We start from the raw sequence: 18,059 nt of genomic DNA, 5'->3' as shown, positions 1-18,059 counted from the left end.
TCCCCGATTCAGTCGATCGGTGTGAGTTCGACGATCGCGATCGGCCGTTGCGTTTTGTCCTGGTACACGGTGTAGCGGCCCTTGTTGATCTTGTCCACGATCTGCCACCGACGCGCATAGTCGGGATCGTCAGGCAATGTCTCTCGGGCCGTCACCGCGAGCTTCGTGTGGCCGACCTGAATCTCGCACTGCGGCTTGGCCTTCAAATTTGCCAGCCACGCAGGCGGTCGTGGCGATCCACCGTTGGACGCAACCACCAGATAGGCGTCGCCATCGCGACCGTAGGTGAGCGCCGACGTCCTGATCTGACCCGTTTTGCGTCCGACGACGCGCAGCAACAGTGTCGGATTTCCCAACAGCAACTTGTGCCCGACGTAGCCATCGGAATGCTCGTAGATCCACTGGTGTGCTTGCAGCACGTTTCCGAACAGGTTTGCCATCATCCGCCCTTCGTCGCCTCCTATTCTGCGGGGCACCGACACGGCTGGGCGAGTTCGACACGGACCACCCCGATTGGGTTTGACCTTGACACTGTGACAAGGACTCCAATGGTCGACGAAGGAGGTGTTGTCGTGACCACGACCAATCACGTCGGAGCGTTGACCGCTGCCGACCCATCGGTGCGACTCCGCGCTGCACTCAGTGCGGGGACGCAACCCGATGATCGACTCATGGATGCGCTGATAGATCGGTGTGGCGTCGAACCGGACTTCTTCGTCCGCGACATGCTGACCTGGGCGCTGTGCCGTCTTTCTACAGAGCACACCGTGCCGAGGCTGATCGACGAACTCGCATCCGAGATCGCGCAGGCTCGCAGTCAGTCGCTGCACACGCTGTCCAAGATCGGCGATCAGCGCGCCTGGCCAGCCGTGTCGACACTGCTGCACGACAAGGACGACGAGGTCGCGCGCAGTGCGTGGCGGGCGGCTGTCGCACTCGTTCCGCCTGCGGCCGAGGCCCAACTTGCGGCGGACTTGGCGACCGAACTCGGGCACGGCGATCGGGACATGCAACTCAGCCTGAGCCGCGCACTCGCTGGACTCGGGGACGCTGTTCTACCGGTCCTCGACGCCGCCGCGATGAGCACGAATCCGCATGTTCGTGCTCATGCGGATGCTTCACGACAGCTCTGGGACGACCCTGACAGCGGCTTCACACTCTCGATCGAGATGGCCAAGCGCGTCGCGGCAATGCGATAGGAGGAGGCGCGATGTTGATCGGTGAGGTTTCGCGGCGGTGTGGCGTCAGCACGCGGATGCTGCGCCACTACGACCGGCTTGGTTTGGTGAAGCCGACCGGACGCACGTCCGGCGGCTACCGCGAGTACGCCACCGACGACATCCGTCGCCTCTTTCACGTGGAGAGTCTACGAACGCTGGGACTCTCGTTGGCCGAGGCCAAACTCGCACTCGACGAGCCAGGTTTCGCTCCGTCCGGGCTGGTCGGAGACCTGATGCGGCACACACGGCAGCGGATCGCCGCCGAGCAAGAGCTGCTGGAAAGGCTGGAGCGCGTCGATGCTGCCTCACCCGCCGAGTGGGACGAGGTGCTGCGCACCGTCACCCTGCTACGCGCGCTCGAATCGGCGTCGGTGGGCCGGCAGCAAGCAATCCTGACCTACGACGGAAGCCCGCCGATCGACGCGTTGGTGAAGGCGATCCTGCAGGAGGACGACGCGAACGTCGCCGGCGCGTTGCGATGGTCGTTGGCCAAGGCAGGTAGCGGTGGACTCGCGGGTCTGGCCAGAGGTCTCGATGCGCAGGAGACTCTCGTACGGCGTCGTGCGATCGCGGCAATAGCGGCATTCGACACGAGAGCGGCAGACGTCCACCTACGACGAGCTCTCGACGATTCGGACGCGACGGTTCACGAACATGCGGCTCTCGCATTGGGAGCACGCGGATATGTCGATGCGATGCCTGCACTGATCGAGATGGTCCTCGATGGGCGGCACGACGTCGAAGCTGCCGAAGCGCTGGGAGCTCTCGTTGCCGACGATGTCGTCGCAGTCTTGCAAGCGAAGATCGACGATGCCGACTGGACCGGCCGGTTGCGAATCACGCAGGCACTGGCCGAGATTCCCGGAACTACGGCACGCGAAGCATTGACGAAACTGACCCACGACAGCGATCAACGAGTTGCATCGACCGCGGCAGCGATCGTGAAGTCGCAGGGCCGCAGCAACTTTCGGTGACTTGGCGGTTATGAACCATCAAGGGGTACTAACGGCACCACGCGCCGCAAACCCGTCGCACAGTGCCGACAATCCGCTGTACAGCAGCTCTTCCGGGGTGAGGCCGCCGGCGCCTGCACCGTCCAACTCGGCGAGAGCGGGTGGGACCGGGAACTGCGACGTTCCGCGCAGAATTGCCTGCAGCCCGTTTTCGCCGTGTGGATCGGATTTGTCACCGGCAAACAGCGCGCCGCTGATCTGCGGCAGCGTCGCCCCCGCAATGTGGTTCCACACCGTGAACGCCATCGCGGTGGCCTCTCGAGTGGAGACGTTCAGCTCGGCGAAACCCTCGACCAACCAGGAAAGACAAGACAGGCTCGCGGGGCCGAAGCCGTAGCGCGGCATCGAGAACGTCAGCAGCACCCAGGGATGTTGTCGGTAGAGAGCCCAATCGATCTCGGCAGCAATGCGAACCCGGTCTCGCCAAGTCCAGCCCTGTCCATCGACGGACGGATACGTATTGCGACCGGATACTTCGTCGGTCATCAGCGCGATCAGCTCGTCCTTGTTCGCGATATGGCGGTACAGGGACATGGCTCCGACGCCCATCCGTTCGCCGATCGACCGCATGGACAGCGCGTCGAGGCCCTCCTCATCGGCCAGTTCTATCGCCGTATCGACGATGGCCCCTCTGCTCAGCTTCGACTTGGTCATACGCTAACTCGCTTTCGCCGACGGCAGTCCTATGCGTACACTGTACCCGTGATGTGCGTACGTCGTACGCATGCCAGGTTGGCAGGGGTTTCGAAGTGACCAGGGTAGAAGGCGCAGCAATCGCGGACGTCGAGTACGGATCGCGTAGGGCGTGGCTCGGCCTTGCAGTATTGGTACTCCCGGTACTTCTCGTGTCGATGGATATTTCCGTGCTGTTCCTCGCAATGCCGACGCTCACGCTCGATATCGATCCGTCGGCGACGCAGCAGCTGTGGATTCTCGATATCTACGGGTTCCTGATCGCCTGCTTGTTGATCACCATGGGCAACCTCGGCGATCGGATCGGGCGGCGCAATATTCTGCTCATCGGTGCCTCGGTCTTCGGTCTGGCGTCCGTGCTCGCGGCGTTCGCGCCCAACGCTGCTGTCCTGATAGTCGCGCGAGCGTTGATGGGCGTCGGCGGTGCAACGCTGTTGCCGTCGAGCCTTGCACTGATCTCCAGCCTCTTCCCGAACGCGCGTGAGCGTGCCACCGCCATCGGTGTATGGACCGCGTTCTTCGCAGGCGGTTCGGTGGCCGGACCGGTCATCGGCGGCCTGTTGCTGCACCACTTCTGGTGGGGCTCGGTATTTCTCATCAACCTGCCGGTCCTGCTGATACTGCTGGCTTTCGCCCCGTTCCTGCTGCCGGAGCATCGTACGATCGCGATGGGCCCGCTCGACATTCGAAGTGTCGTGCTGTCGATCGGCGGCATCCTGACGCTCGTCTATGCGGTGAAACACAGTGCGGCCGAAGGACTCGATGCGTCCGCGATCGTCATCGGCTGCCTTGGCCTGGTCTTGCTGACCGTCTTCGTGCGGCGGCAACGGCGACTCGCCGATCCGTTGCTCGATCTAAGCCTTTTTGCGCGGCCGCGGTTCTCGGTGGCGATCGGGTCCAGCCTGGTCGGAATGATGTCGTTGGCAGCGATGAGTTACCTCACTAGCATCTACCTGCAGTCGGTGACCGGACGAGACCCGTTGGCGGCAGCGATGTTCGGCATTCCGATGGCAGTCGCGGTATTCGTGTTCTCCGTGGGCGGCGCACCGGTGGCGCGTCGCCTCGGCGTCCGTGGCACCTTCGTGCTCGCCCTGCTCGCCTCCGCGCTCGGGAACCTGTTGTTGCTCGGCGTCGGCGTCGACGGGGGAACGCAGTGGTATCTGATCGGGTCCACGATCGCGGGCATCGGTTACGGCCTCTCCTTCACCCTGGTCTCGGAGGTGGCAGTCTCATCGGTTCCGGCCGAGCGGGCCGGCTCGGCTGTCGGCATCTCCGAGACCAGCTTCGAGCTCGGCAACGCGCTGGGCCTTGCACTGCTGGGTTCCGTTGCAGCCCTGGTGTTCCGCTCCGGTGGCGACTTCGCCGGGACTCTGGGTGAGACTATCCAGCATGCCGCCGACGACGACATCGTCAATGCCGCCCGCGAGTCTTTCGTCTCGGGCATGCACGTCGCGACGACCGTGGGCGCCGCAATCTTGATAGTGATGGCGGCGATTGCCGGCGTAGTCGGTCGAACTCCCCGAAACGCGACGGGTCTCGCAACTTCCGATACGGAGAACTAGCCCTTCGTCGCCTCATATTCCGCGTGATCCGCGTCGATATCGCCCAGCCGCGTGAGGAGTTCGGAGAGTTGTTTGCGCTCCTCGACCGACAATTTCGCTATCGCCACCGGTGGTCGCAGCAGGATTGCGTCGGCGGTCGCGACGGCCTGGAGCCCGGCGGCCGTGAGCGAGACCAGCTTTCGCCGCTTGTCGTCGGGGTGCGGACGACGTTCGACCAGACCGTGACTTTCGAGCTTGTCGACGATCAGCGTTGCGTACGGCGCGTCGACGCCGTTGGCCTCCGCGAGTTCACTAAGCGTCGCCGGACCGTCGCGGAGCTGAAACAGGACCTTGCCACGCCCGCCCCCCAGCCGGAATCCGAGCGTCTCGGCGAGCTCGCCCCGTCGGTTCTGGGCGTCGACGAACCGCTGCATCTGGGCCCAAACCTGCTGGGAAAGATTCGATTTCGTACTCACCACGGCACCGTCCGGCCGAGGTAGTCGACATAGTGGAGACCCGGCGTTCCACTGAGGACATCGAGCGTTTTGACGACGTTGGGGATGCTGTCGTCGATACTCAGCCGCGCGTCGGTTCCACCGAGTTCGGTGCGTACCCAACCCGGCGCCATGAGAACGAGGGTGCGACTCTCGCCGGCGTGCCGAGCGGCGTAGCTGCGCATGAACGTGTTGAGTGCGGCTTTGCTGCCGCGATAGACCTCGTGACCGCCGCTCTCGTTGTTGCTGACGCTGCCCTGACCCGATGACATCACGCCGATCGTGCCCGCGGGCTCGACCAGATCCTGGAGGGCCTCGACCACGCGCAGCGGACTGAGCGCGTTGGTCACCATGACCCGGACGAACTCGTCCGTCGTCGTCTCCGCCACCGTTCCCTCCGGCTCGTTGGTGACGCCGGCGTTGACGAAGACGAGGTCGAATCGCCTGTCCACCAATCGATCGTGCAGTGCCGTGATCTGGGTGGGCTCGGTGATGTCGACGTGTTCGATCTCGATGTGTCCCGGGTTGTCGTCTGCAAGGTCGTGCAGCGGGGTTCGCGCGGAACCACGAACAGTGGCGACGACATGTCGGCCGTTTCGGGCCCATTCCTGGGCCAAGGCAAGGCCGAGACCGCGGGAGGCGCCGATCAGGAGAACACCCGGTTTAGTTGTAGTCATAACAATCATTGTTATGACTACAATTAAATCCGTCAAGCGAGTCTTGTAATCAATATGAAGTAGTAAATTCCGTCAAAATAGGTTCGAAGGTTCGGTCGGCGTGCTAACAACATATCCATGGGCCGCTGATTCGGTTCTCTGCCGCGTCCCGCTTCCGTTCCGACCACGCGTTGCGAATGAAGGGGCCAGCACATGCCTTTACCGGGTCGAACCATGGCGATCGGTGCCGTCGCCGCCCTCGTCGGCGCGTTCGTGATCGGCGCAGGCGGCACTGCAAACGCGCAACCGAGCGGTAAGCACACCTTCTACTTCAACCATGGCGTCCAATACTTCTGCGTCCCGACCGGTGTCACGAGCATTCGACTCGACGCGGCGGGCGGTGGCGGTGGCGACTACGGCAGCACCGGCGACGGCGGCCTCGGAGCTCGAGTGACGGGGACCTTCCCCGTCCGAGCCGACACCGAACTGGTCGTCATCGTCGGCCAATACGGTCACGGTCACGGCGGCTACGGCGACGGGCACGGCGGTGATCACGGCACCGCACCGGGCGGAATCAACCTCGGCAATTCCGGTGCGGGCGGCGGCGGTTCGACGGCGGTGAAGTCGACGGGCAACCTGTGTGGCACCCACTCGACCCAAGGAGCGGAATTGATCGCCGTCGCCGGTGGCGGGGGCGGCGCGGGCGGCAACAGCGACCCGGCAGCCAGCGATGGCGGCAACGGAGGCAACGGCGGGCGGGACGGCGACAAGGGTGCCGACGGGGCGTACGACAGCAGCGACAACCTCTACGGCGGCGAGGGTGGCTGCGGAGGACGCCCACCCGGTGGCGGCTGCAACGAATCGGTCAACGGCGGCAACGGCACCGACATTCAGAAAGGCATGGGTGGCGGTGGCGGAGGAGGTGGCGGCGGTGGCGGTTACAACGGCGGCGGCAAGGGCCACGGCGCGCACTTGCCCTTCAACACCACTGGCGGTGGCGGTGGGGGCGGCGGCGCGTCGTATGCGATCGCGAACGGCACGGACGTCCATATCGATCACGTCGACAAGCACAACCAAAACGGATTCGCGATCATCGAGTGGGGTGCCGGTGGACCTGGATCGCCGCTGCCTTGCACGGGATCGTTCTGCCCGAATTGAACCGCGTCGAAGTCATGGTTGCATCGCTCGCTTCAACTTTCTCGATGAGCGAGCGGCCGACTACTACCCGGACTTCGAAGGCGCGCTGGCAACGTCCGTCGCACTGCTGCGGACCGAGGCGGGTCGTGATCCACACGATCCCGACCTCACCGAACTGGTCGGCGAGCTTGCCACCCGGAGCGAAGCTTTTCGTACCCGCTGGGGCACGCATGATGTGCGCCTGCATCGCGGTGGCACCAAGACCTTCAACCATCCGGTCGTGGGGCGGATGGAGTTGGCGTACGACTCTATGGAACTCGTCGCCGCCCCCGGTCTGGTCCTCACCACCTACACAGCCGAACCCAGTACGTCCTCTGCGGACAACCTCGCACTGCTGGCCTCGTGGGCCGCAACCGAAGTCGCGAGCAGTGTCGCAATGCAAGAAGACTCGAAATAGCCTCAAGGAGAACAACTATGGAACTGACCACACCGAGCAACACCGCCAAAGGCCCCGACACCATTTTCACGGGTGACGTCTACATCAACCCGATCAAGCAGAAGATGGAACCGTCGCGGCTGATCGCGAGCATCGTCCGTTTCACCCCTGGTGCACACACCAACTGGCACTCGCACGCCCTCGGTCAGACGTTGTTCTGCACCGACGGAGCAGGTCTGGTGGTCGCCCGCGACGGCACCACGATCCGCCTGACCCCCGGCGACACGGTCTGGACGCCGCCCGGCCAGGAACACTGGCATGGTGCAGGCGTCGATTGCATGATGAGCCACATCGCGATGCTCGAAGGTGTCGAAGACGGCGATGGCACTACGTGGTTGGAGCCTGTCAGTGCTGAGGATTATCGGGCGGCCAATCAGCGGTAAGTGCCGAGTAGGTTCGAGAGCATGGACAACGACGGACCCAGCCGGACCGCGTTCGCGACTGCCTACGCCCGGGCCTATCACCAGATCGCCGACCGGCCAACGATTCTCACCGATCCGCTGGCGGCCCGCTTGCTCGGAGTCACCGCCGACGAGCTGTCCGAGTTGGGTGAACCCACCGAAGATCGCCCCGGTAGCGGCGCCCACTATCGGCCCCGCAGGCTGTTCTTCGCCGCTCGCGCTCGCTTCGCCGAGGATCGCATCGCTACGGCAGGCGCACGACAGGCGGTGATCCTGGGTGCCGGACTGGATACCTTCGCCTATCGCAACCCGCATCCGGACGTGCACGTATTCGAGGTCGACCATCCGGCGACCCAGGAGTGGAAACGCGAACGCCTGTCCGCCGCCGGAATCGACTTGCCCGATCGGTTGACCTTCGTGCCGGTCGACTTCGAGACCGACTCGCTGGCAACGGAATTGGCATCGTCCGGATTCCTTCGGACCGAGCCGGCCGTCTTCGTGTGGCTCGGTGTCGTGTTCTACCTGACCGAGGACGCCGCTCGGGCGACGCTCGAATACATTGCCGGTCAGTCCGCACCGGTCGAGGTGATCTTCGATTACTTGCAGCCGGGAGACACCGACGAAGCCCGCGCGCAGCTACTAGAGCGTGCAGGTCGGGTGGCAGCGGCAGGCGAGCCCTGGTTCAGCTACTTCACACCCGACGACATCGCTGCGCGACTGCATGCGCTCGGATTTACCGACATCGAGGATCACTCCGCCACGGAACTTGTCGCCGGATATCTCGATGGATCAACGGAATTCGAGGGTGAGCCACCGCAGTCGCTGCGCGCGAGCCGGATACTACGAGCGAGTCGCTGATCCGGCTCGCGCTGGTCGTCAGCCGATCTGCTCGAACAGGGACACGATGATTCCCTCGGGCCCCCGCACGTAGGCCATTCGCACGCTGTTCTCGTACGCGCCGATGCCGCCGACCAGCCCGTACCCGTCTACGGCCACCGCGTCGACGGCGGCTTGGAGGTCGTCCACCTCGAACGAAACATTGCGCAGCCCAACCTCATTGGCCATCGCAGTGGGCGATCCCGGAAGGTGATCCGGTGTGACGAAGCTCGAGAGCTCCAACGCGGACCCACCGCCGGGTGGTCGCAGCATCACGATGTTGCAGTGCGCGCCAGGTATGGCGCAGACGGTTTCGACGAACTCGCCCTGCACCGATCCGGTGCCTTCGACCTCGAGACCGAGGCCGACGAAGAACGCCGTTGCCGAGTCGAGGTCCGCGACGGTGATGCCGATGTGGTCGAAGCGTCGTATGTGAGTCATGGGATCCATCCTCCAGTGTCGTGTTGCTATTCGAAGCTGGGACGGAGCTGGAGACGCGATCTCGACATGCGCTTGCTCGTCAAAGCGGCAACGACTGGGTGCCCAGGACGGCGGCGAGGGCGAGCCTTTCCGCGTCTTCGGTGCCGGGTTCGGCGGTGTAGACGGAGATTCGAAGGTCGTCGAGGGCGACGAGCAGCGTGTCGCAGTCGAGCGTGATCCGACCGACCGTCGGGTGATCGATGGTCTTGTTTCTCGACGGATCGGCCAAGGGTGGCGGCGCGTCGGCCTGCCATAGTTCGGCGAAGCGAGGACTTCCGGAGGTCAGGTCGGCGATCAAGCGGCGCAAGTCGCGGTCGGCTGGATAGCGCGAGGCGGTCGAACGGAGATCGGCAACCAGACGGGCTTCGTGCTCGGCCTGCTCTTCCGGGGTGTGCACGACCCGCGAGGGCAAACCGGTGACATTGCGCCACACGGCATTTCGTTCCAAACCGCGCCACGCGCTGGTATCGCCCATGAGTGCGTCGTAGGACGTGTTGGCCAGCACGAGCGTCCAACTGGCGTCGTACACGACGACGGGTGTGTGCGAGAGCCGGTCGAGCAACCGCTGCACACTCGGCGCGACCCGCGACGGGACGATGTCGGGGCTGGGAACGGCATGCCCGGCAAGCCGGTAGAGCAGGTCGCGGTCGGCGTCAGCCAGGCGCAGCGCCCGGGCCAGCGATTCCACCACTTGCGTCGATGGTGTGGTCGCGCGGCCCTGCTCCAGGCGAGTCAGGTAGTCGGCCGATATGCCCGCGAGCGCGGCGAGTTCTTCGCGGCGCAATCCGCTGGCCCGACGTCGACGGCCCACCGGCACGCCGACGGCCTCGGGGGACACCCGGTCGCGCCACCGACGGATCGTCGGGCCGAACTCCCACGCTTCCATGGGCTCCAGTGTGCGTGAGGTCCCGCTCCGCTGTCCTGGCCCTGGTAGTCCTACGAAAACTGGACGACTGGCTGCGGTCCAGCCGATCCCGCAAGCTGGTCCCATGACCGAAACCGGAACTGTTCTGATCACTGGCCCCACCCGCAACCTGGGGCGTTTCGCAGCGCTTGCCCTGGCCGAACTGCAGGAAGGCCAGCGACCGGATCTGCTGCTGATCGGCCGCGCTGGAGCTGACCTGACAGCGGTCGTCAATGAGGCTCGAGCCCGCGGTGCCAACGTCCGCGAGGTCGGCTGCGACCTGTCCGACCTGGCAGACGTACGCGCGGCTGCGACAGCAGTGCGCGATCTGCTCGCCTCAGGAGCCGTGCGGCCGCTGCGCGCGCTGATCGCCAACGCCGGCGTCATGTCGAGCGACACTCGCAAAGCATCGGCCGACGGCTACGAACTGACCTTCGCCGTCAACTACCTCGCCCATGCCCAGCTCATCGGTGACCTGCTCGAATCGTTCACGGCTCCAGCGCGAGTCGTGCTGATCGGTTCGAACACCTATTACTCCAACATCTTTCGCAAAATGTTGGGCGTGGCCGCGGCCGACTGGGCCGACCCCGTCAAGCTCGCCCGTCCGGCTCCCAGCGATCAGGAACCGAGCACGACGACGTCCGGCGTCGCGTACTCCAACTCCAAGCTTGCCGTCCTGTATTACGCCCACGAACTTCAACGTCGTGCCGGTAGCGGGATCAACGTGTCGATCTTCGAACCGGGCTGGATGCCCGGCACCTCGCTGAGCCGCGGCACTCCCGCGCCTGTTCAGGCGATAGGCCGGGCCTTGAGCCGGATCCCCGGCGTTTCGACACCCGAACGCTCGGGACCGCTATTGGCGGCGATGGCCGTCGACGAAAAGTGGGCGAACGTGCGCGACGGCGCATTCGTCGTGAAGGACAAGCTGACCGAGGTGCAGCCCATCGCTCACGACCGTGACCGTGAGCGGCGTCTGTGGGAGGCGACGGGCGAGCTGACATCGGGCGTTGCAGGGTGATCCGAGGAGCGGACGAGTCTAGAGACCCGCCGCCCGGCGCGCTGCGATGACGACCGGGTTGTCAGGCATGTCAGCCCAGACGATCTCGAAATAGTTGCTTTCAGGGTCGCAAACGTAGGCCGAGCGCCCTGTGAAGAACTCCGCGTCGACGGGTTCCTTTGTCACGCGAGCACCAGCTGCGCGCATCTGGTCGGTGAGCCGGTCAACTTCGTCGGCACTGTCGACCTGAATGCCGATGGTGAAGCGGATACCACCGGCGCACGGCTCGGGTGCGGCATTGCCGTCGTCGGCGAGTTTGGCGAGCGGGAAGAGCGCCAACACGATCCCGCGCAATTCGAAGACGGCGAACTCACCGTCGTCCATGACCTGCGGCCAACCCACCCGGCGATAAAAGTCGCGTAGAGCGTCGAAGTCGCGGGCGCCGAGGGTGATCAGGTTGGCGAGCGGAAGCTGGTCAGCCACACCTTCAGGCTATCCGCCTGCGGAGGTCGAAGATCGTAACGATCTGTCGTATCCGCGATCCCTCGTTCGTAGGAAAGGTAGAGGGTGGTCAGAGCGGCCACCGACCGAGGAGATTGCCATGCCTGAATACCTGATTGCCTTCAACGCCGAGTGGGTCCCCGAACTGACCGCCGACCAGTTGCTGGAGGCGGCTCACACCACGAGCGCACTGACCATCGAGATGATGGACGCCGGCGTCTGGGTGTTCGGCGCCGGACTCCAGGACAACTCCCTGGTCGACGGAGTCGACTTGGTCGACGGAAAGCCGGTCCTGCTGGACGGCCCGTACGCGGAGACCAAGGAGCAGCTCGGCGGATTCTGCGTCGTGGATGTGCCCGACGACGAGGCGGCCCGACACTGGGCGACCAAGATGGCGGTCGCATGCGGCTGGCCGCAGCAGATTCACCGGATCATGACCCCTCCGCATCTGAGCGAGGAGCCACGCTGACAGGTCCGTCGATTTCGCGCGTCGAATTTGCATGAGCGCAGTAAGTTTCGCGCGCGAGTGAAAAGTCGGTGCGCGGTTAGCGATCGACCCCTCTCAGCGCCTGGACTCGGCGGCTCGGGCTTGAGCGATCGCGATCATTGTTCGCTCGGTCATCTCCGGCCACGGTGGCCTTCGCAGCACCGCGGCAGTGCTCAGCGCTGCAGCGACGAAGCCTGTGCACGCCCCGATGAGCGCTACGCGATTGATGTCGATCGCCGGGGTCCAAGTCGTCGAGTCGTCCCTGATCGTGTACATCCCGACGGGACGATCGGCCCGGCCACCCCAAGACGTTCTTGACACCGAAACGATGACAGCGCCGTTCTTGGCTTCGTAGGGTTCGCTGAATATCAACACTCGTCCATCATTGCCAATGGAAGCCGCGTGCGGAAGCGGCCGTCTGGATGTGTCGGGGCAAAGCTTCGCTCAATCACGGGCCGTCGCGATCGATTCCCGAGGCGAGGCGCAGGCGACCTGGCGACGTTTCCACGTTAGGTGGTCTAGGGCTGAGTGGAAATCGACACCCGCCGCGATCGAACCAGCACGGGTCGGACGAGACCCGTCATCGGTTCACACGTACGTCACCGAGTAACTGACCTGGACGGAGTACTTGAACTGGTCGCCGTCGGTCGGGTCGGCTTGCACGGTCTTCGACTGGTTGTCGACCTCCTCGACCTGAAGTTGGCGGCGGGGTCGTCGGTGCCGAAGTCGTCCTCGGCCAGCCCGCGGGTCAGCAGCGCCATCGAGTGGCTGTCGAGGTCGATCACCGAAGGCCCGATCACGTCCGGCTGCCCGAATTCGGCGCCAAGGTCGATGTTCTCTTGGCCTTCGTCCCCGGGGTCGGGCCGGTCATTGATCCGCCGACGGGCCAACTCGTAATGGCGCACGACCGTCGCCTGGCTCCCGAAACCCTGCACCAGCCAGAACGCGAAGGACGCGTTGGTGGGTCGACGTTGCTCACCAGCGGGGATGACGACTTTCGGGTTGTTCGTCCGTAACGCGGCGCGGCGGGGCGAATATCTACAACACCTGTAGGTTCTCAAATTCCGTGTCATCCCGCGACGCTCTGACTTGCGGTTTTCCAACCTGTCTCACGACGATGGCCAGGCGGTTTGTCTCACGAACGGTGTCATTTCCTACGCCGGCGCCGACGGTGCGTGGTTGATCCCGACGAAAGTCGGTCACCCGTTGAGTTCGCGTTCAGTGGCAGGCCAGGTGTAGGGGGCCGGGGTGCTTCCGAATGGTTGTCCGGCGACGAGCGCTGCGGCGGTAGCTGGGTTTCGAGATTGAATGGCTCGATCGAGTTGATTCGAGTGGCCCGCGGTCGAGACGCGGTATGAGAGCGCAAGGGGCTGTGCCGATCCCCGATCCCGGTCACCTTTGCAGCATTGCCGTGAAGTCGCTCATCGAACGGCAAGCTTCGGGCGTCGTCCAGTCCGGGCCTAGTTTTCGGTCAGCGCTGATAGGTGTAATCGTCGAGATCGAAAGTGGCACTCTCCCAAATTGTTTCCAGCGTCAGCGCCGGCCGGAACGGAACGTCGCCGTGCTTGTCGAAGTAGTAGCTGTTCGCTCCGTCGCACCCGCCCTGGAAGAACACCTGGTTCGAGCGACGCGACCGCATCGTCGCCATGTACTCGTCGTTGGCCTGCGCGGTCACTTCGACGCGGGTGGCCGACGTTCGTCGCGCTTCGGTGAGGCAACGCAGGATGTGGCGAGCTTGCGTCTCGATCAGGTTGAAGTACGAGGACCCGTTGTAGCCGTACGGCCCCAGAATGGTGAACATGTTCGGAAAGCCGGGCACGCTGACTCCGTGATACGACTGGTACCGGTTGTCGTCCCACCACGCCTCCAAGTCGAGTCCGCCGAGGCCCGAGACCGGAAACGGCGGCGTGTTCCCGGATTCGAACACCTTGAATCCGGTCGCGAGGATGAGAACGTCGACGTCGTGATCGACACCGTCGACGGTGCGCACTCCCCTGGGGGTGATCGAGTCGATGGTCGTCGTTTCCAAGGCGACATTGCCGCGGTTGAAAGTGCGCAGGTAGTCGTTCGACGCACTGGGTCGCTTGCAGCCGAGCGCATACCGCGGGGTCAACTTCTCCCGCACTACCGGATCGGCGACCTGCTGACGCAGAAAAGCCCGGCCGAGTGGCTCGGCGAGCCGGGCAATCGGAAGCGTGCCCGCGAAGTGCGCAGGAATGGGGAAAGTTGCCTCGACGAAGATTTGGCTGAGCAGTCGCGTCGCCGATTTCGCGCCGGGGAGATACTTCATCGCAATGCGGGCGGGCGACGGTAACGGTGCGTCGGGCTTGGGCAGGCACCAGATCGGGGTCCGCTGAAATACGACGAGGTGCTCGACTTCCGGAGCGATCGACGGAATCACCTGAACCGCCGACGCACCAGTTCCGATGATCGCGACCCGTTTCCCGGCTAGGTCGACGCCATGGTCCCACCGTGCGGTGTGCATCACGGTGCCGGCGAAAGACGACACGCCCGCGATGGCAGGCGGTTTGGGTTTGGTGAGGATTCCGGTGGCGCTGACCACGTGGCGGGCGGTGTACTCCACCCCGCCCTCCGTCGACAACCGCCACACATCGGCCTGCTCGTCGAACACGGCGCCGGTCACTCTGGTTTCGAACACGATCCGATCACGCAGCGCGTACTTGTCGGTGCACGATTCGGCGTACTTTTTCAGTTCCGCGCCCGGCGCATAGGTTCGCGACCAGTCGGCGCGCCGGTCGAACGAGAACTGGTAGCTGAAGGACGGGATATCTACCGCCACACCGGGATAGGTGTTCCAGTGCCACGCTCCACCGACGCCGGAGCCTTCTTCCAGAAGGACGAAGTCGTGGAAGCCCGCTCGATCCAAGGCGATGGCAACACCGATGCCGGAGAACCCCGCGCCGACAATGACGACCTCATGATCTGGCAAGACTGACATTCACGTGTCTCCTCATCAAGATTACCGAATAATCTGAATGACGCGATCATCGCACAGTAGGATGAAACTATGCAAAGGCTGTCTCGTGCCGAAAGCCAGCAGCGCACTCGGCAGCAGATCCTCGACGCTGCGGCGGAACTGTTCTTGGAGCGAGGTTTCGGGGCTACGTCGATCGGCGAAGTCGCGGAGACAGCGGGCTTCTCGCACGGCGCTGTGTACTCGAATTTCACCGGTAAAGCTGCACTCGGAGTCGCCGTCATCGACTTGCTCTACGAGCGTGAAATGGCGCAATTGCAACACGAGGTGGAGGCCACTGCGGGTGACCTTGCGGCGCTGATCCCGGCGTTGGCGGCATGGGGAGCGGGCGCGATCGGCGATCCGCGGTGGGCTCGTCTCGAACTCGACGTGGCGGCGGCCTCTGCAGGCGGCGACTCCGGTATCCGCGGCTCCAACGCGCGGCGCTACGAGCGTGTTCGTAGTGCGGGTGCCGACATCTTGGCGACGATCGCCGATCGCAACAAGATTGAGCTGCCGATGGCGCCCGACGACCTGATGGTCGGAGTGTTGGCGCTCGGCCTGGGGCTCGGCCTGCAGCGCGCAGCCGATTCGGAGATCCCCGGATCGCTGTTCGGGAAGTTCCTCGCAGCCTTGATCGCGTAGATGTGCCCCCCAACCGGGGAGGCATGCACTAAGGGGAGTGGGGTGCCAGAAACACGACGAAAGTTCGACCCGGAGTTTCATGAAGGGGCAGTCCGTATCGTTGAGGAGACCAACAAGTCAATCGCGCAGGCTGCCGAGATTTGGGCACACGCCGGCACGCTCGGCATTTGATCGCGAAGGACCGCCTCGACACAGCGTCGGCGACCTCATGCACCGCCAGGGCTTACAGGGACGCACACCAAGCACCGGCGGGGGCTGGTGTTCCGCAGGCATCGAAGTAGCGTCCTTTTGCCGCCTTGGTAGTCGTTTCGTCGGACATCCGTATGGGTCCGTTCTCGAATCAATGGCCGTCCATGTCTGCCAGATTTGTCCCCCACGAGATGAAGGTGTCAGATAGGGAGCGTTCGTCCCGACGCCGGTCCCGAAGGATGCGAGACGTAAAACGGCGACCATCGGCTCGATCACCCTAGGGGAGCACGCACCATCGGGGGATGTGCACACAGTTCGGCGGACACGAAGGGTGCAGACCGCTCCAGCACTTCGAACGCACGCCCCGGGTGAGGGAAAACAGGCGCTTGGATTCCGGCTTCCCTGGGTTGTCGGGCACCTCCGGCACCGCGGGTCGGCATCGCGTCGCTCCGCGACGCCGATTCAGAATGCCGCCGAATCGAGATCCATCACGTCGCTGTCCTCGGTCGCCAACACGGTTCGGGTGGCGGTGAGTTCGGGCAGGACGTGTCCGGCGAAGAATCGGGCGACCCCGACCTTGCCGTCGTAGAAGGCCTTGTCTGCACCCTGCACTCCGCCGTCGAGTGCCGCGATCGCGATCTCGGCCTGGCGCAGCAGTTGCCAGCCGACAAGAAGATCGCCGACGGCGAGCAGGAACGGCACTGCACCGAGACCGACCTTGTACAGCTCGGTGGGCTGTTCCTTGGCACCCATCAGATTGCCGGTCAGTGTCGCCGCCATCGCCTGCACATCCGCGAGCGCCGTGGCCAACAGCCCGCGCTCGTTCTTCAGCAGATCGGTGGCCGGTCGGTCGATGAAGCTCTGGATCTGCCCTGCGACATGAGCGAGCGCGACGCCGCGGTCACGTGCGATCTTGCGGAAGAAGAAGTCCTGCGCCTGGATCGCGGTGGTGCCCTCGTAGAGCGAGTCGATCTTGGCGTCGCGGATGTACTGCTCGATCGGATAGTCCTGCAGATAGCCCGACCCGCCAAGAATCTGCAGCGACTCGGCCAGGTACCGGTAGGCCCGTTCAGAGCCGACACCCTTGACCACCGGCAGCAGCAGATCGTTGACCCGTGCGGCCGTTTCGGCGTCGGCGCCGGAAACGTGCTGCGCCACATCCGTGTCCTGATGCGCCGCGGTGTAGAGGTAGATCGCACGCAAGCCCTCGGTGTACGCCTTCTGCAGCATCAGACTGCGACGCACCTCGGGATGGTGAATGATGGTGACCTTCGGTGCGGTCTTGTCGGTCATCTGTGTCAGGTCGGCACCTTGAACACGCTGCCTCGCGTATTCGAGGGCATTGAGGTAGCCCGTCGACAACGTACCGATCGCTTTGGTGCCCACCAGCATCCGCGCGAACTCGATCACATCGAACATCTGATTGATGCCGTCGTGGGTCTCGCCGACCAGCCAGCCTTTCGCGGGGACACCGTGTCCGCCGAAGGTCAGTTCGCAGGTCGCCGAACCCTTCAATCCCATCTTGTGCTCGAGATTGGTCACGAACACACCATTGCGTTCCCCGAGTTCGCCGGTCTCGGTGTCGAAGTGGAACTTCGGGACGAAGAACAGACTCAGACCCTTGGTGCCCGGCCCTGCGCCCTCGGGGCGAGCGAGTACCAGATGGAAGATGTTCTCGAACAACTCACCCGAGTCACCGGAGGTGATGAAGCGCTTCACGCCCTCCAGATGCCAGGAACCGTCGTCCTGGCGGATCGCCTTGGTTCGACCGGCACCCACGTCCGAGCCCGCATCGGGCTCGGTCAACACCATCGTGGAACCCCACAGACGTTCGGCAGCGATGACTGCCCACTTCTTCTGCTCGTCGGTGGCGTTGTGGAACAAGATGTTCGCCATGGTCCCGGTCGACCAGTACACGTGTGCGGCAGGATTGGAGCCGAGAAACAGCTCCAGCATCGCCCAGTACAACGCTTGCGGGGCCGGCGTTCCACCTACTTCGGGCGCGAGACCGAGCCTGTCCCAGCCACCCTCGAATGCGACGCGCAACGACTTGATCATCGATTCCGGCAGCGTCACGGTGTGGGTGTCCGGATCGAACGTCGGCGGGTTCCGGTCCGCATCGGCGAACGAATCGGAGTACGGACCCTCCGCGATGCGGCGTACCTCGTCGAGGATGCTGCGCGCCGCGTCCACATCGAGGTCGCCGTAGCTTCCCTGCTCGAGTATCGCGTCGAGGCCTAGCACCTCGAACAGGTTGAACTCCAGGTCTCGAACGTTGCTCTTGTAATGACTCACTGCCGCTTCTCCTCGATGACGTCGTGGGCGGTTCGGGCTACAGGTGCGAGCTGAATCACG

Annotated in this window: 21 protein-coding genes; 10 read left to right on the top strand and 11 right to left on the bottom strand. The window is 64.1% G+C overall.

The features are described 5' to 3' along the window. Positions 1-8: 8 nt before the first annotated feature. The gene (locus tag FOY51_RS23845; protein WP_149432772.1) at positions 9-440 is read right to left on the bottom strand and encodes a nitroreductase/quinone reductase family protein; all 432 of its coding nucleotides are present in this window, start codon (positions 438-440) and stop codon (positions 9-11) included. A 108-nt stretch (positions 441-548) separates the two neighbouring features. Between FOY51_RS23845 and FOY51_RS23840 the strand changes: the two genes are divergently transcribed. Both FOY51_RS23840 and FOY51_RS23835 read left to right on the top strand, forming a co-directional pair. Next, entirely contained in the window at positions 549-1,199 is a 651-nt protein-coding gene (locus FOY51_RS23840) for a HEAT repeat domain-containing protein (protein WP_149432771.1), read from the top strand. An 11-nt stretch (positions 1,200-1,210) separates the two neighbouring features. Further along, the gene (locus tag FOY51_RS23835) at positions 1,211-2,194 is read left to right on the top strand and encodes a MerR family DNA-binding transcriptional regulator (protein ID WP_149432770.1); all 984 of its coding nucleotides are present in this window, start codon (positions 1,211-1,213) and stop codon (positions 2,192-2,194) included. 18 nt (positions 2,195-2,212) lie between these two features. Here the strand turns inward: FOY51_RS23835 and FOY51_RS23830 are convergent, their stop codons facing one another. Beyond that, positions 2,213-2,887, bottom strand: a complete 675-nt coding sequence (locus FOY51_RS23830) for a TetR/AcrR family transcriptional regulator (protein WP_149432769.1) — start codon at positions 2,885-2,887, stop codon at positions 2,213-2,215. A 95-nt stretch (positions 2,888-2,982) separates the two neighbouring features. Here FOY51_RS23830 and FOY51_RS23825 point away from each other — a divergent pair, with 95 nt between their 5' ends. Continuing rightward, complete coding sequence (locus FOY51_RS23825) at positions 2,983-4,488, top strand: MFS transporter (protein WP_353961385.1); 1,506 nt, start codon at positions 2,983-2,985, stop codon at positions 4,486-4,488. Here FOY51_RS23825 and FOY51_RS23820 read toward each other — a convergent pair. Continuing rightward, positions 4,485-4,943, bottom strand: a complete 459-nt coding sequence (locus tag FOY51_RS23820) for a MarR family winged helix-turn-helix transcriptional regulator (RefSeq protein WP_149432768.1) — start codon at positions 4,941-4,943, stop codon at positions 4,485-4,487. The genes FOY51_RS23825 and FOY51_RS23820 overlap by 4 nt on opposite strands. Then, the gene (locus FOY51_RS23815) at positions 4,940-5,638 is read right to left on the bottom strand and encodes an SDR family oxidoreductase (RefSeq protein ID WP_149432767.1); all 699 of its coding nucleotides are present in this window, start codon (positions 5,636-5,638) and stop codon (positions 4,940-4,942) included. The genes FOY51_RS23820 and FOY51_RS23815 overlap by 4 nt, the downstream gene beginning before the upstream one ends. 192 nt (positions 5,639-5,830) lie before the next feature. Here FOY51_RS23815 and FOY51_RS27730 point away from each other — a divergent pair, with 192 nt between their 5' ends. Genes FOY51_RS27730 through FOY51_RS23785 form a run of 4 tightly spaced genes read left to right on the top strand, consistent with a single transcriptional unit; the run spans position 5,831 to position 8,509 of the window. Then, positions 5,831-6,775 (top strand): hypothetical protein, encoded by a 945-nt coding sequence (locus FOY51_RS27730; protein WP_235916697.1) that lies wholly within the window; start codon positions 5,831-5,833, stop codon positions 6,773-6,775. Beyond that, positions 6,726-7,211 (top strand): MmyB family transcriptional regulator, encoded by a 486-nt coding sequence (locus FOY51_RS23795; RefSeq protein WP_149432763.1) that lies wholly within the window; start codon positions 6,726-6,728, stop codon positions 7,209-7,211. Before FOY51_RS27730 ends, FOY51_RS23795 begins: the two co-directional genes overlap by 50 nt. A 17-nt stretch (positions 7,212-7,228) precedes the next feature. Further along, positions 7,229-7,633 carry a (R)-mandelonitrile lyase gene (locus FOY51_RS23790; RefSeq protein ID WP_149432762.1) on the top strand — a complete coding sequence of 135 codons (405 nt, stop codon included), beginning with the start codon at positions 7,229-7,231 and terminating at the stop codon, positions 7,631-7,633. A 21-nt stretch (positions 7,634-7,654) separates the two neighbouring features. Next, entirely contained in the window at positions 7,655-8,509 is an 855-nt protein-coding gene (locus tag FOY51_RS23785; RefSeq protein ID WP_149432761.1) for a class I SAM-dependent methyltransferase, read from the top strand. An 18-nt stretch (positions 8,510-8,527) separates the two neighbouring features. Here FOY51_RS23785 and FOY51_RS23780 read toward each other — a convergent pair whose 3' ends face one another. Further along, positions 8,528-8,968 carry a VOC family protein gene (locus tag FOY51_RS23780; protein ID WP_149432760.1) on the bottom strand — a complete coding sequence of 147 codons (441 nt, stop codon included), beginning with the start codon at positions 8,966-8,968 and terminating at the stop codon, positions 8,528-8,530. Positions 8,969-9,047: 79 nt separating this feature from the next. Continuing rightward, positions 9,048-9,893, bottom strand: coding sequence for a helix-turn-helix transcriptional regulator (locus FOY51_RS23775; RefSeq protein ID WP_149432759.1), 846 nt, complete (start codon positions 9,891-9,893; stop codon positions 9,048-9,050). 103 nt (positions 9,894-9,996) lie between these two features. Between FOY51_RS23775 and FOY51_RS23770 the strand changes: the two genes are divergently transcribed. Beyond that, positions 9,997-10,929: an SDR family NAD(P)-dependent oxidoreductase gene (locus FOY51_RS23770; protein ID WP_149432758.1), complete on the top strand. Its 933-nt coding sequence runs from the start codon at positions 9,997-9,999 to the stop codon at positions 10,927-10,929. An 18-nt stretch (positions 10,930-10,947) separates the two neighbouring features. Here FOY51_RS23770 and FOY51_RS23765 read toward each other — a convergent pair whose 3' ends face one another. After that, positions 10,948-11,391, bottom strand: coding sequence for a VOC family protein (locus FOY51_RS23765; RefSeq protein ID WP_149432757.1), 444 nt, complete (start codon positions 11,389-11,391; stop codon positions 10,948-10,950). 118 nt (positions 11,392-11,509) lie between these two features. On the opposite strand from FOY51_RS23765, the gene FOY51_RS23760 reads away from it, so the two are divergent. After that, entirely contained in the window at positions 11,510-11,878 is a 369-nt protein-coding gene (locus FOY51_RS23760; protein WP_149432756.1) for a YciI family protein, read from the top strand. A 93-nt stretch (positions 11,879-11,971) separates the two neighbouring features. Here the strand turns inward: FOY51_RS23760 and FOY51_RS23755 are convergent, their stop codons facing one another. The 3 genes from FOY51_RS23755 to FOY51_RS23745 form a co-directional block, all read right to left on the bottom strand. After that, the gene (locus FOY51_RS23755; RefSeq protein ID WP_235916691.1) at positions 11,972-12,217 is read right to left on the bottom strand and encodes a hypothetical protein; all 246 of its coding nucleotides are present in this window, start codon (positions 12,215-12,217) and stop codon (positions 11,972-11,974) included. 278 nt (positions 12,218-12,495) lie between these two features. Next, the gene (locus tag FOY51_RS23750; RefSeq protein WP_149432754.1) at positions 12,496-12,969 is read right to left on the bottom strand and encodes a hypothetical protein; all 474 of its coding nucleotides are present in this window, start codon (positions 12,967-12,969) and stop codon (positions 12,496-12,498) included. A gap of 398 nt (positions 12,970-13,367) precedes the next feature. Further along, positions 13,368-14,855 (bottom strand): flavin-containing monooxygenase, encoded by a 1,488-nt coding sequence (locus FOY51_RS23745; protein ID WP_149432753.1) that lies wholly within the window; start codon positions 14,853-14,855, stop codon positions 13,368-13,370. 69 nt (positions 14,856-14,924) lie between these two features. Here FOY51_RS23745 and FOY51_RS23740 point away from each other — a divergent pair, with 69 nt between their 5' ends. After that, a complete protein-coding gene (locus tag FOY51_RS23740) occupies positions 14,925-15,515 on the top strand; it encodes a TetR family transcriptional regulator (protein ID WP_149432752.1) in 591 nt (196 codons plus the stop codon). A 651-nt stretch (positions 15,516-16,166) separates the two neighbouring features. Here FOY51_RS23740 and FOY51_RS23735 read toward each other — a convergent pair. After that, on the bottom strand, positions 16,167-17,999 hold the full coding sequence (locus FOY51_RS23735) for an acyl-CoA dehydrogenase (protein WP_149432751.1): 1,833 nt from the start codon (positions 17,997-17,999) through the stop codon (positions 16,167-16,169). Positions 18,000-18,059: the final 60 nt, after the last annotated feature.

It is taken from the genome of Antrihabitans cavernicola, assembly GCF_008297975.1.
GTDB lineage: Bacteria > Actinomycetota > Actinomycetes > Mycobacteriales > Mycobacteriaceae > Antrihabitans > Antrihabitans cavernicola.
The sequence above is the reverse complement of the archived record's forward strand: the minus strand, read 5'-3'. Positions and strand labels throughout refer to the sequence as shown.